The following is a 12,536-nucleotide window of genomic DNA, read 5'->3' as shown; positions in this document are numbered from 1 at the left end:
GAAATGACAACAAACGCTGCCTGATAGGTTCGGTTAAAAGCGTTTTACTCTTTGTTGTGAGGAGATTTGCTTAGATGACTATGCGTCATTGCTCACGCCGCGTTTAAAACGCTTTTATCTCGAACAAAAATTAAACAACAAAGATCAACACGCCCTAGTATTTGTCCTGATCCATTACACTGCAGGTCAAGCCACCAACACCAATAAAAACGCTGGTGTCGGGTTAATGTCGTGTAGAATTCGTGACCGACAAAGGTAAAATACAGCCATACTTGTGATTCTTAAGTACAGAGGTAAATTTAATGATTCTCAAACAACTACGTATTAGTCGTCATCTTTCACAGGAACAACTTGCACAGATGTCTGGCTTAAATGTCAGAACCATTCAGCGCATAGAAAGTGGTAAAAATGCCAGTGTGGAATCATTAAAATGTATTGCCGCTGCCCTTAATGTGGATATAGCAACGTTGAATCAGGAGAAATTTATGATCGATAAAAGCTCAGATAACTGGCAGCACTTACCTTTACTATTAAAGTGTTGGTTTATTTTTAACTTTTTACAAACTCGTCCTAGCCGATCATCTGCCAAGCGCATTGAAATTATCGGCCATGTCAGTGGTTTTAGTTTTTGTTTGCTTGGCTTATTTAATCAAGCAGCATTAGAAGGTGGGTTAATTATGTTATTCATCGCCTACTTGTATCACTGGTTAACATGGCAAGGTGATAAATATGGCATTTGGTATGATGTTAATTAACCCCTAAGTGGCGGTTGGCTATCTGAAAAACAGTGATAGTCAGCCGCACAACAAACTAATCAATATCATCTAACGGCCAACGCACGATATAGTCTTCAAAAAAATCAATATCAACTTCATTATCTTTGACAATTTTTCCTCTCACTGACATACCCGCTTTGTGCATCGCAGATTTTTTACCCTTATGTAATAAAGGATGCCACGACGGTAAACCGCGCCCTTCCTTTAAACGACGATAGGTACAGCTTGGCGGCATAAAAAATACATCATCAAGGTTTTCTTGCGTCAGTTGTACACAATCGGGAACCAATTGCGTTCGCTTTGCATATTGACTGCATTGACAAGTTTTATCATTTAATAAATGACAAGCAATATTTGAGTAGCTCATTTGCTCGCCTTCATTAATGTGATCGGTAGGCATTAATTCCGTTGCTTCCGTGGTATTTTCATCATCAATAAACTTGTGTAGGCAACATTTAGCACAACCATCACACAATGATTCCCATTCACTACGTGTCATCTGTTCTAATGATTTACTTTGCCAAAAAGGTGTTGTCATAGTATTGCCTACTGAATGGGTGGAAACTTAATACGATCAGAAAGATGTCCAACCGAACTGACAAAATAGTATGATAAATTCCAATGCATCAATGACTTATAATTATCATAAGCAAGATACACACGGCCATTTTCATCATCAGGAAACACTAATGCAGCGTTAATATCAACTTTAGGTAACGCCGTACCGTCAGCTCTGCGTACCCCCAAGGCTTGCCACTGTGCCAAAGGCTTTTCTCGCTCAGCCCAAGCTTTTAACCAATTTTTTCGACTACCTGTACGCGGTGGGATCGCTAACGAGTGATCAAAGTTAGCCGGCAACTTAACTTGTCGACCCCAAGTGTACTCATCATTCCAACCCACTTTACGTAAATAGTTTGCCATTGATGCAAAGACATCGGCTTGATTGCCCCAAATATCTTTTTTACCATCGCCATCACCATCTACCGCATAAGCGAGAAAAGACGTTGGCATAAACTGGTTTTGCCCCATCGCACCGGCCCAAGAGCCTTTCATCTCATCAATGCCAATATGGCCTTGTTGTAAAATATCAAATGCAGCCCATAACTGCTTTTTAAAAAACGCTTCTCGGCGCCCTTCATAAGCTAATGTGGTTAACGCTGAGACCACATTATAGTTGCCCATAATTTTGCCAAAATTGGTTTCTAACCCCCACAGGGCAACAATAAAGCGAGGCTGTACTTTATATTGTTCAGCAATTTTGGTCAGTAATGGCAAATATTGTTTGTATTTTTCTCGTGCGCGATCCACTTTCCACTTAGGCACGCGCTTGGGCAGATAAGTATCGAGCGTTTCTACTACTTCAGGCTGGTTACGATCAGATTTTACTGCCCGTTTGTGAAACGTCGCTTTAGCAAAATTTTGTTCAACAAAATCTGCTCGATAGCCCTTTTTCACCGCTTCAGCTTTTAACTTTGCAACATACTGAGCAAAGCCCTGTTCAGATAATTCTTTTTGTCCATCCGCTGCAGTCGCATTAACAGCAATAACGGTGAAAAACACAAACCTGAGTAGGTGATTAAACTTGGCTTGACTGAAAAATAGCATTAATGCTCCTGATCGTTAGATAGCTTTTGCTGCTGCATCTGTGCTTTATGCGTCTTTAATAAATCTTCTTGCGGCGGTGGTAATTGTAAGTAAAAACCTTGTTCATTCAGGTTTTCTTTGACTTTGTTGATATCTGCTAACGCCAATTTATCCTTGTTGGCTAAATTAATAATGGTCACTAAAGACGGTGTACCAAACATTGCCATTAAGGCTTCAGGTACTTCTGAAAAATCATCACGTTTTTTGATAAATAAATACGTTTGCGCTTTTTTCGGGCTGCGATAAACGGCACATAGCATAATGGAGACCTACTACCTTCTGTTGTTTTGAAAATGGGCTAATGTGTTTATAGGCTTAAATATAACATGCGATATAACACAAAATCATGTCTTAGTTCGTTAAAGATTGGAGAAATTGCCTTTGGCAAATGTCAGTAGTTGTTCACCAAACAGCATTGCCCGCCATCCAGATAAAATATCAATAGCATCGGTGGTTAATGGTTCATCATCAAGTTGATAATGCCAAGTTAAAAACTGATTAATTTGCTTTTTAGAAGCTAAATTTTCTGGCTGTTGTTGATGTTTTTTTGCCTGCTGGGCAATAAAGTTTTTTATTTTTTTATAGGTTTGCTTATAGCCAGGATATTCATCTAATCGCTTAATTTTTTCAGGATAATCAGCAGCATCTACTTTAGCCGCTTGTTTTAGCACAGCCAACATTGCTTTGCCTTTATGTCGAATATCTTGCAGCTCAACCCCTTCAATATTTGCCATGGCAGCCGTGCTTTTTGGCGCATGTTGAGCCAGCCCCATCAAGGTATGATCTTTAGCAACAAAGCCTAACGGTAAATCACGCTTTTGCGCTTGCTGATAACGCCACTTTGCTAAATATTTGAGGTTGTTTAATTGCTTGGGTGTTAAACGCCAACTCATTTTCACATTACGATAAAGTTGTTCAGCATTAATTGGAGCAAACTTTTTATCAATCATTGACGCTGTTTCTTGCTCAGCGGCTTTCTGCCAAGGAGTGGCTGCTAACTCTTGCGCTAGTTTAGGAAACAACTCAAACAAATAACTGACATCGGCTCGCGCATAATCAAGCTGACTTTGAGATAAAGGTCGCTTCGTCCAATCTGTACGGGAATCTGATTTATCTAAAGAAATATCAAGATAATGTTTCACCATAGCGGCATAGCCTATCGATAAACCATGTCCAAGGAACGACATCATCACTTGGCTATCAATCAAATTAACGGGCCGGCAATTCCCCTGAGTCAAAAAAACTTCCAAGTCTTCAGAGCAGGCATGTAATACCTTTTGCACTTCAGGGTTGGTTAATAGCTGCCAAAAGGGCGATAGATCATCAATGCTGATGGGATCGATAAGAGCAACAACTTTGCCATCACACACTTGCAACAAACCTAGCTTAGGGTAAAGGGTTCGAGTACGGACAAACTCGGTATCGATTGCTATTATTTTTGCTTGTGCCAATTGTTGACACAAGCGCTGTAGACTGTCGTTATCTGCTATGTATAAATCTTCCAACGGGACCTCTTTTATCCGCTAGGCAAAATGGTGTCACCATTATTTTCTACGTCTTCTTGTCGCCTGTTGATTACGTTGTTGATGCTTTTTCACACTACGGCGAATACGACGACTTTTAGCATTGTCCATCGCTTTTTCATCCACGTTGACTTTACTTTTCGTTTCGAGTGACAGATTGACTAACTTACGATAATAATTCACTTCTTTTAACGGCAACTCTATCCAGCCACCTAAAGGTAGTTGACGTTTTAATTCAATATCACCATAACGCACACGGATCAAACGGCTCACTTGGACTTCCTGAGACTCCCATAGTCGTCTCACTTCACGGTTTCGTCCTTCGGATAACACCACATGGAACCAATGGTTGCGCCCTTCACCGCCACGATAAGTCACCTTTTGAAAACGTGCCATGCCGTCTTCTAATTTGACTCCAGCACGTAAACGTTGCAACATCGCTTCATCCACTTCACCAAAAACACGCACGGCATATTCACGTTCAACTTTTTGCGATGGGTGCATCAGTCGATTGGCTAATTCACCATCAGTGGTAAACAACAACATCCCCGATGTATTGATGTCTAAACGCCCTACTGCAATCCAGCGGCCAGATTCAAGCTTAGGTAAGCGATCAAATACCGTAGGACGACCTTCGGGATCTTTGCGGGTACACATTTCCCCTTCAGGTTTGTTATACATCAAGATACGGCACACATCTTCTTCTTTATTGGTCAAATTCACTGCGTGACCATCAATGCGAATTTGTTCGGTGCCTTCTACTCGATCACCTAAGTACGCCACTTTGCCATCAACACTGACTCGGCCAGCGCTGATCACCGTCTCCATTTCTCGACGAGATCCTTTACCTGCACGGGCAAGTACTTTCTGTAGTTTTTCAGACATAGGTCTTAACTCTCTTACGTCAGTAACATCACAATAATAAGTATTTATTGTTTAGTTTCTGTCTCTTTTGATTGAGTATCACTTTGTTGTGATTCTATTATATCGTGCATCGCATCATTAACGATAGTAGATTCTGTCATTGGCATTAAATCAGGCAGTTGCGCCAGTGATTTTAAGCCAAAATAATCCAAAAATGTTTTGGTTGTGGCATACATTGACGGTTTACCCGGCACTTCTTTATGCCCAACTATCTTTATCCATTCCCGCTCAAGTAACGATTTCATAATATGGCTACTGACACTGACGCCGCGAATATCTTCAATTTCGCCTCGGGTGATCGGTTGTCGATACGCGATCAATGCTAAGGTTTCCAATGTGGCGCGAGAATACTTTTGCGGCTTCTCTTGATTTAACGGTGCAATATCTTCAACTAACTCCATTTTGATCTGAAAACGAAAACCTGAGGCCACCTCTACTAACTCGATACCACGCTCTTGATAAAATGATTGTAATTGACTGATTGCCAATTGAATATCTTTGCTCGACACCTGATAAGCACCAAGTACCTGTTGTTTTAACTGTTTCATTGACAGCGGCTGTGAAGATGAAAAAATAGCCGCTTCAAGCAATTGGCTTAACTGCTCTGCAGTGATCGGCTTAAAAGCAAGCGAAGCGACATTATTCGTTGGCATAAATTGCCCCTTTTAATCGAATATTAATGTGCCCTTCAATGTTATTTTCGATATCGCTTGCTTGCAGACACTCAATAATATTTTCTTTCATCAACTCAAGTATCGCGAGAAAGGTAACCACGACGCCATGACGCCCCTCTTCAACACTAAAAAGTTCGACAAAATTGATAAAGGCATCAGGTGCTAACTGATTGAGGCGACTGATAATGTCACTCATGCGTTCACGGGTCGACAATGATTCTTTCGCGATATGGTGATGCTCATAGGCTTTTACTCGTTGCATCACACCTTGTAACGCATTAACCAAATCATGCAGTTTTACCTCAGCATGTAGTTGTTGGTTGATAACCCCCTCGGGCAATTTAGCGTGCGCCGTAATCAAATCTCGCTCCATCCGTGGTAATTCATCGATATCTAACGCGGCTTGTTTGATCACTTCATATTCTTTTAAACGCCTGATTAGTTCTGCGCGCGGATCTTCTTCATCATCTTCCACTTGCTGCTTAGGCAATAACATTCGCGATTTAATTTCAGCCAATATCGCCGCCATCACTAAATATTCAGCAGCTAATTCCATGTTAATTTCTTTCATCAATTCAACATACTTCATGTACTGCGTGGTAATTGGCGCAATCGGCAACTCAAGAATATCGAATTTTTGTTTTTTGATCAGATAAAGTAATAAATCAAGCGGGCCTTCAAATGATTCTAAAATGATTTCTAAGGCGTCTGGAGGAATAAATAAATCCTGTGGTTTTTCAATCACAGCTTCACCCCGAACAAATGCCAAGGGTAATGCTTGCTGTTGCATTTCTCCAGAAGCTTGGGACAATTGTCTCGCGGTATCAGCCATAGATTCAGTTACTCAAACGGTGTGGCATCACCTTCGCCAACACGTAAAATGTCGACACCGCCTTCAGAAAAATCAATCACTGTGGTTGGCTTTTCACCCAAATTGCCACCATTAATGATCAAGTCAACATGGTGTTCAAGCTGATCACGGATCAGCTCAGGATCATACTCTGCCATATCCTTGCCCGGCATGATCAGTGTCGTAGACATGATTGGCTCATCTACGGCTTCAAGTAATGATTGAGCAATCACATTATCTGGCACACGAATACCTATGGTTCGCTTTTTGGGGTTTTGCAAACGTTTGGGCACTTCTTTACTAGCTTTAAAGATAAAGGTATACGCTCCCGGCGTGTTATTTTTGAGTAAGCGAAAGGCACTATTATCTACGCGGGTGTATTCAGATAACTCAGACAAATCTTTACACACTAAGGTAAAATTGTGATTTTTTTCAATGTCTCTAATACGGCAAATACGTTCCAGCGCTTTTTTATCTCCAATATGACAACCTAAGGCATAGCCAGAATCGGTTGGGTACACGATAACACCACCATTATGAATAATCTCTGCCGCTTGCTTCATTAGCCGGCCTTGCGGGTTATCTGGGTGAACATAAAAAAATTGACTCATATTTATTACTTCCTATAACGAATGATCAATGCCATTGCTGCCATATAGGCGTCACAGTGTCTGGCATCAACAGATTTCTTCCTAAATCACTCCATTTGCTCGGGTAATGAAAATCAGATCCCATCGATGCAAGTAAATCATACTCTAAACAAAAGCTTAGCATTAATTGTCGCTGAGCGTTATTCATTTGTGGTAACACTGCTTCTAAACCATCACCACCAGTGGTCTTAAAATCTACTATCAGTCGGCGTAACCATTTAGTGGTCATGTCATAACGTACCGGATGCGCCATCACTGCGCTTCCCCCCGCCTGATGAATCACTTCCACAGCTTGCTCAACACTACACCACTGAGGTTTAACAAACGCACGCTTGCCTTTGCCAATGTATTTATCAAATGCCGCTTGCAAATTTGCCACCTTACCTTGCTGATACAGCACTTTTGCAAAATGCGCTCGGGTAATAGAACCTTGCTCAGCAAGAGCTTTAGCTTGTTGATATACGTCGGTAAAACCTATTTTCTCCAGTTTTTCCCCCATAGTCGAAGCGCGCAACTCCCTTGCTTGCTGCTGCTGTTCAATCAGCTGTACTAACTGCGGATGATGTTTATCAATGTTCAAGCCGACAATATGGATTTCAAAACCGCGCCAACTGGTTGAGATTTCGATACCATCAATTAAGGTAATAGGAAGATTTTTTTCTAAAATATAACTTCTGGCAATAGATAAACCCGCCACCGTATCATGATCCGTTATCGCTAATACATCAATTTGAAAGTTTAGCGCACGCTCTATCAGCTCTTGCGGTGTTAAGCCGCCATCAGAGCATTTAGTGTGACTATGTAAATCAATCCGCTGAGTTTGACTGTCAATAAAATTTTTGGTTGACATCAAGGACATAATAAGGTCTTCTATAGGCGTATTCGAGCAAACTCATTTTACTTAGGTAAGTTATTAAATGATACAAGTAAAACAAACTATTTCATTAATTTGGTGGTGGCATAACTCTACATAAGTGGGTTGTGATAGTTTGCTGTACAAGTAGAAAATTTCTAAAAGCCCGCTTAGTTTAACTAGCGGGCTTTTTCTTTTTGACAACGATATTTTTAAGAGACAACAATGTTAACAACAAAAGTGAAAAGTTGGTTTATATGGTGGCTTCAGCCAATTTATGCCGGTTGACTTATACATAATTAATGACAAAAGGATTCAATAATGATCATCATATTAAAACCACAAGCGACAGAACAAGACGCAAACGAAATATTAGATAAAATCTCCAGCCTTGGCTTAAAACCGCTTTACATGCCAGGCATTGAACGTACCGTACTTGGTGCTCTTGGTGACGAGCGAGTACTGAGCCAACTCCATCTTGACGCCTACCCTATGGTAGACGAAATAAAACCGGTACTCAGCCCATATAAATTAGTCAGCCGTGAGCTGCAAGCTCATGACTCAATTGTCTCTATCGGTGGCGTGAAAGTCGGTGGTGGCAACTTTACCGTAATAGCAGGTCCATGCTCGGTGGAAAGTGAAGCTCAACTAATGAGCATCAGCAAAATGATTAAATCTTATGGCGTCCCTTTATTACGTGGCGGTGCTTTTAAACCAAGAACCAGCCCATACAGTTTTCAAGGCCTAGGGCTTGAAGGCTTACAACTATTAAAAGCTGCCCGAGAAACATTTCAATTACCCGTTGTTTCAGAAATTATTGACCCTAATGATGCCGACTTAATGCGCGACTATGTTGACTGCTATCAAATCGGCGCCCGTAATATGCAAAACTTCCGCTTACTCGAAGCAGTAGGTAAACAAACCGATAAAGCGGTGTTATTAAAACGCGGTATGAGCGCAACGTTAGAAGAACTATTATTAGCAGCAGAATATATTATCAATGCGGGTAACCCTAATGTGATCTTATGTGAACGTGGTATACGTACCTTCGAAACGGCTACCCGCAATACCTTAGATTTAAATGCGGTGGCGTATTTAAAAGAAAAGTCTCATCTGCCGGTATTTGTTGACCCATCACATGGCACTGGGGTGAAGTCGTTAATTAACCCATTATCACGTGCAGCGGTTGCCGTCGGTGCAGATGGTATTATTGTAGAAACTCATTTAAATCCAAAAGAAGCATTATCTGACGGACATCAAGCTTTAACCGGAGAAGATTTTGCTACACTGATGGCCGATATAAAACCTTTTGTTGCTGCGGCAGGTAAATCCTTATGAGTGGTATTTTTAATCAAGGACACAACACTGATATTGGCAGTGTCAGTACCTTATCAAGCAAAGCGCGTTATCAGGCAGATCCGTTAACCTTATTTAAAAAGCTATGTGGCGATCGCCAAAATAATTTATTGCTCGAATCAGCTGAAATCGATAAAAAGCACCAATTAAAAAGCTTATTACTGATTGATGCAGCGGTAAAAATTGTCTGTCAGGGAGCTCAGGTTACTTTTAGCGCTTTAACCGTCAATGGCGAAGCGGCATTATTGTTTGCTAAGCAAGCATTAGCAGGCGATGCGCAAATACAAGGGGATCATCGTAAATTCACAGCAACTTTTGCCGAAAACATCAACACCTTGGATGAAAAATCACGGTTGTTAGCTACAAATCCATTCCAAGCGCTACGTTTGTTTCAACGGCTGAACAATGATAACCATCATCCTTTTGCGATATTTTTAGGTGGTGCATTTGCCTTTGACATGATCACTATGTCTGAACAACTGCCCGAAGTCACAGACGGTGATAACACTTGTCCGGATTTTGTTTATTACCTCGCAGAAAGTTTAGTGGTCATTGATCATGAAAAGCGTGCCAGTGAAGTAATTGCTAACGTATTTTCTGGTCCAGAGCAGCAAAAGTGTCATTTTGAAATTGCCCGTCGATTATCAGCCATTAAAGCATTAGTAGAAAGTGATATTGCGCCCCCGCAAACTCGCGAATTGGCTCACGTCATACCACCGACAGTGCAAACCGATATCAGTGACCAAACATTTTGCCAAACCGTAGAGACACTGAAAGAGCACATCCGAGCAGGTGATATTTTTCAAGTGGTACCATCTCGTACCTTCTCATTACCCTGTAAAGATACCTTTAATGCTTATTTGGCACTGCGGGAAAGCAACCCTAGCCCTTATATGTTTTACCTACAAGATGAAGACTTTTGCATGTTTGGCGCTTCACCAGAGTCAGCGATAAAGTATCAACAACATAACCGCCAAGTTGAAATTTACCCTATCGCCGGCACTCGCCCTCGCGGCTTTGATCAACAAGGCAAGCTATCTCTTGATTTAGATTGTCGGATCGAGTTGGCGCTGCGACAGGATAAAAAAGAACTTGCTGAACATATTATGCTGGTTGATTTAGCCCGCAATGATGTTGCTCGTGTCAGTCAACCTGGCACACGACACGTCGCCGACTTATTAAAAGTTGATCGTTACTCCCATGTGATGCATTTAGTTTCCCGTGTCTGTGGCACATTATCAGAAGACTTAGACGCCCTACACGCTTACCAAGCTTGTATGAATATGGGCACCTTATCTGGCGCACCAAAAGTCAAAGCCACTGAACTTATTCGTCAATACGAAGGCAAGCGCCGAGGTAGTTATGGCGGCGCTGTCGGTTATTTAACTGGTGAAGGCGATATGGATACTTGTATCGTCATTCGAAGCGCATTTGTCAGACAAGGAACGGCGTATATCCAAGCAGGTGCTGGGGTAGTTTTTGATTCTAATCCTCAAGCAGAAGCTGATGAAACCAGACAAAAAGCCCAAGCGGTGATCAATGCGATTATTAAGGCGGCACAGCTTGAAAATGTCTCATCCACTTGTCATTCGGAGGCCTCAAGATGTCAGTAGCCGTGAAAAACACAAAAATTTTTATGCTCGATAACCTTGATTCATTTACCTACAACTTAGTTGATGAATTTCAATGCCTTGGATATGAGCCGATTATTTACCGTAATACCGTCAGTGCTGATTTTATCCTTGAGCAGATCGAGCAGTGCACCTGCCCAGTATTGATTGTACTCTCTCCTGGCCCTGGTGCTCCTACAAACGCAGGGTGTTTAATGGAATTGATTGCTAAAACCGCAGGTCGTTACCCTATTTTAGGTATTTGCTTGGGTCATCAAGCCTTGATTGAACATTATGGTGGTAGCGTCGGTCGCGCCCCAGAAATCGTCCATGGTAAAGCCTCCAATGTTGAGCACATAGGTATCAATGCGTTTGCTAATATTGAACAACCTTTACCCGTAGCTCGTTACCATTCTTTGGTGGCGCATACTTTACCCGAGAGCCTAACATTAACGGCGAAATATCTCACAGCAGATGAACAGTTACTACCTATGGCTATTGAACACCCAACCGATAAAGTGATTGGCTTTCAATTTCACCCTGAGTCAATACTAACAACATTCGGCAGTACCTTACTGGCACAAAGTATTGAATGGTTAACACAGCAAAGTAACGTCTTAGCGAGCAATGAACAAGGAAATTCAAATGAGTGATATTTTACAACAATTAGTTGAAGAGCAGCCGCTTAGTCAGACACAATCACAACGTTTCTTTAGCGAAGTGATGCAAGGAAAAGTAGCACCTGAGTTACTTGCCTCAGTATTAACGGCATTAAAAATAAAAGGTGAAACTCCTGAAGAAATCGCAGGCGCAGCCATTGCGGTACGTGAATATGCGACACCATTTCCAACGCAAGATCACAAAGTAACCGATTGCGTTGGCACCGGAGGTGATGGTGCAAATACTATTAATATCTCGACCACAGCAGCAATATTAGCGGCGGCATGTGGCATAAAAATGGCTAAACATGGCAACCGAAGCGTCTCAAGTATGTCGGGCTCTGCCGACTTACTCGAAGCATTTGGCGTGAATTTAACCATGTCATCCCAAACTGCCAGTGAATGTTTAGCACAAACTAATTTATGCTTTCTTTATGCGCCCGCTTATCACCCCGGATTTAAATATGCAGGACCTGTGAGAAAAGCCATGGGGATACGTACCCTGTTCAATATTTTAGGGCCGCTGGTCAACCCCGCATCACCAGAGGTGATGTTATTGGGCGTTTATACCCCAAGCTTATTGCCAGTAATGGCAAAAAGTTTGCTATTAACAGGTGTTAAACGCGGCTGGGTCGTTCATGGTAGTGGCTTAGATGAAATAGCCTTGCACGGCGAAACCCAAGTAAGTGAAATCAATAACGGTAATGTCACTAACCGCTTTATCAGCCCAGAAGCGTTTGGCTTATCTCGCTATACACTCGAAGATATCAAAGGGGGCAGTCCACAGGAAAATGCCGATATTATTCATGATATACTATCAGGCAACGGCCTTGATGCGCACAATAGTGCAGTGATCATCAATTGTGCTGCGCTGTTATACCTGCACGACAAGGCAGCTGATTTGAAAACTGCCACCCAAATGGCTCGAGAAGTGTTAGCTTCAGGGCAAGCACTGACCACCCTAGAAAATATGGTGAAAGTGTCTAATGGGCAAACAATAACGGGAGCCGCATAACC

Annotated in this window: 14 protein-coding genes; 5 read left to right on the top strand and 9 right to left on the bottom strand. The window is 41.8% G+C overall.

What is annotated here, in order from left to right:
* Positions 1–302: 302 nt before the first annotated feature.
* Positions 303–755 (top strand): helix-turn-helix domain-containing protein, encoded by a 453-nt coding sequence (locus IV514_RS05715; protein ID WP_206483935.1) that lies wholly within the window; start codon positions 303–305, stop codon positions 753–755.
* 55 nt (positions 756–810) lie between these two features.
* On the opposite strand, the gene IV514_RS05710 is transcribed toward IV514_RS05715, so the two are convergent.
* From IV514_RS05710 to IV514_RS05670, 9 genes are all read right to left on the bottom strand, one after another.
* Entirely contained in the window at positions 811–1,314 is a 504-nt protein-coding gene (locus IV514_RS05710; protein WP_206483934.1) for a YcgN family cysteine cluster protein, read from the bottom strand.
* Positions 1,315–1,322: 8 nt separating this feature from the next.
* Positions 1,323–2,381 (bottom strand): lytic murein transglycosylase, encoded by a 1,059-nt coding sequence (locus IV514_RS05705; protein WP_206483933.1) that lies wholly within the window; start codon positions 2,379–2,381, stop codon positions 1,323–1,325.
* The gene (locus tag IV514_RS05700; protein WP_206483932.1) at positions 2,381–2,680 is read right to left on the bottom strand and encodes a YcgL domain-containing protein; all 300 of its coding nucleotides are present in this window, start codon (positions 2,678–2,680) and stop codon (positions 2,381–2,383) included. The genes IV514_RS05705 and IV514_RS05700 overlap by 1 nt, the downstream gene beginning before the upstream one ends.
* A gap of 99 nt (positions 2,681–2,779) precedes the next feature.
* Positions 2,780–3,925, bottom strand: a complete 1,146-nt coding sequence (gene rnd, locus IV514_RS05695; RefSeq protein WP_206483931.1) for a ribonuclease D — start codon at positions 3,923–3,925, stop codon at positions 2,780–2,782.
* Between the two features lie 39 nt (positions 3,926–3,964).
* A complete protein-coding gene (gene rluB, locus IV514_RS05690; RefSeq protein ID WP_206483930.1) occupies positions 3,965–4,828 on the bottom strand; it encodes a 23S rRNA pseudouridine(2605) synthase RluB in 864 nt (287 codons plus the stop codon).
* A 44-nt stretch (positions 4,829–4,872) separates the two neighbouring features.
* Complete coding sequence (gene scpB / locus IV514_RS05685) at positions 4,873–5,520, bottom strand: SMC-Scp complex subunit ScpB (RefSeq protein WP_206483929.1); 648 nt, start codon at positions 5,518–5,520, stop codon at positions 4,873–4,875.
* Positions 5,507–6,373 (bottom strand): segregation/condensation protein A, encoded by an 867-nt coding sequence (locus IV514_RS05680; RefSeq protein ID WP_206483928.1) that lies wholly within the window; start codon positions 6,371–6,373, stop codon positions 5,507–5,509. The genes scpB and IV514_RS05680 overlap by 14 nt, the downstream gene beginning before the upstream one ends.
* An 8-nt stretch (positions 6,374–6,381) precedes the next feature.
* Positions 6,382–7,002, bottom strand: coding sequence for an L-threonylcarbamoyladenylate synthase (locus IV514_RS05675; RefSeq protein WP_206483927.1), 621 nt, complete (start codon positions 7,000–7,002; stop codon positions 6,382–6,384).
* A gap of 25 nt (positions 7,003–7,027) precedes the next feature.
* The gene (locus IV514_RS05670; protein WP_241242178.1) at positions 7,028–7,900 is read right to left on the bottom strand and encodes a PHP domain-containing protein; all 873 of its coding nucleotides are present in this window, start codon (positions 7,898–7,900) and stop codon (positions 7,028–7,030) included.
* A 315-nt stretch (positions 7,901–8,215) separates the two neighbouring features.
* Between IV514_RS05670 and aroF the strand changes: the two genes are divergently transcribed.
* From aroF to trpD, 4 genes are read left to right on the top strand one after another with little or no spacing between them, the layout of a single operon-like run.
* Positions 8,216–9,232 (top strand): 3-deoxy-7-phosphoheptulonate synthase, encoded by a 1,017-nt coding sequence (aroF, locus tag IV514_RS05665; protein ID WP_206483926.1) that lies wholly within the window; start codon positions 8,216–8,218, stop codon positions 9,230–9,232.
* The gene (locus IV514_RS05660; protein ID WP_206483925.1) at positions 9,229–10,863 is read left to right on the top strand and encodes an anthranilate synthase component 1; all 1,635 of its coding nucleotides are present in this window, start codon (positions 9,229–9,231) and stop codon (positions 10,861–10,863) included. Before aroF ends, IV514_RS05660 begins: the two co-directional genes overlap by 4 nt.
* Positions 10,854–11,513 (top strand): aminodeoxychorismate/anthranilate synthase component II, encoded by a 660-nt coding sequence (locus tag IV514_RS05655; RefSeq protein WP_206483924.1) that lies wholly within the window; start codon positions 10,854–10,856, stop codon positions 11,511–11,513. Before IV514_RS05660 ends, IV514_RS05655 begins: the two co-directional genes overlap by 10 nt.
* Positions 11,506–12,534, top strand: a complete 1,029-nt coding sequence (gene trpD, locus IV514_RS05650; RefSeq protein ID WP_206483923.1) for an anthranilate phosphoribosyltransferase — start codon at positions 11,506–11,508, stop codon at positions 12,532–12,534. The genes IV514_RS05655 and trpD overlap by 8 nt, the downstream gene beginning before the upstream one ends.
* Positions 12,535–12,536: the final 2 nt, after the last annotated feature.

It is taken from the genome of Thalassotalea sp. G2M2-11 (assembly GCF_017168195.1).
In the GTDB taxonomy this organism is placed as follows: Bacteria; Pseudomonadota; Gammaproteobacteria; order Enterobacterales; family Alteromonadaceae; genus Thalassotalea_E.
Note: the sequence above shows the minus strand (reverse complement) of the source record. Positions and strands in the feature narration are given on the sequence as shown.

Coding starts and splice junctions, on each gene's coding strand:
- IV514_RS05715 (WP_206483935.1), top strand. CDS start 303: ATGATTCTCAAACAACTACGTATTAGTCGTCATCTTTCACAGGAACAA.
- IV514_RS05710 (WP_206483934.1), bottom strand. CDS start 1,314: ATGACAACACCTTTTTGGCAAAGTAAATCATTAGAACAGATGACACGT.
- IV514_RS05705 (WP_206483933.1), bottom strand. CDS start 2,381: ATGCTATTTTTCAGTCAAGCCAAGTTTAATCACCTACTCAGGTTTGTG.
- IV514_RS05700 (WP_206483932.1), bottom strand. CDS start 2,680: ATGCTATGTGCCGTTTATCGCAGCCCGAAAAAAGCGCAAACGTATTTA.
- rluB (WP_206483930.1), bottom strand. CDS start 4,828: ATGTCTGAAAAACTACAGAAAGTACTTGCCCGTGCAGGTAAAGGATCT.
- scpB (WP_206483929.1), bottom strand. CDS start 5,520: ATGCCAACGAATAATGTCGCTTCGCTTGCTTTTAAGCCGATCACTGCA.
- IV514_RS05680 (WP_206483928.1), bottom strand. CDS start 6,373: ATGGCTGATACCGCGAGACAATTGTCCCAAGCTTCTGGAGAAATGCAA.
- IV514_RS05675 (WP_206483927.1), bottom strand. CDS start 7,002: ATGAGTCAATTTTTTTATGTTCACCCAGATAACCCGCAAGGCCGGCTA.
- IV514_RS05670 (WP_241242178.1), bottom strand. CDS start 7,900: ATGTCCTTGATGTCAACCAAAAATTTTATTGACAGTCAAACTCAGCGG.
- aroF (WP_206483926.1), top strand. CDS start 8,216: ATGATCATCATATTAAAACCACAAGCGACAGAACAAGACGCAAACGAA.
- IV514_RS05660 (WP_206483925.1), top strand. CDS start 9,229: ATGAGTGGTATTTTTAATCAAGGACACAACACTGATATTGGCAGTGTC.
- IV514_RS05655 (WP_206483924.1), top strand. CDS start 10,854: ATGTCAGTAGCCGTGAAAAACACAAAAATTTTTATGCTCGATAACCTT.
- trpD (WP_206483923.1), top strand. CDS start 11,506: ATGAGTGATATTTTACAACAATTAGTTGAAGAGCAGCCGCTTAGTCAG.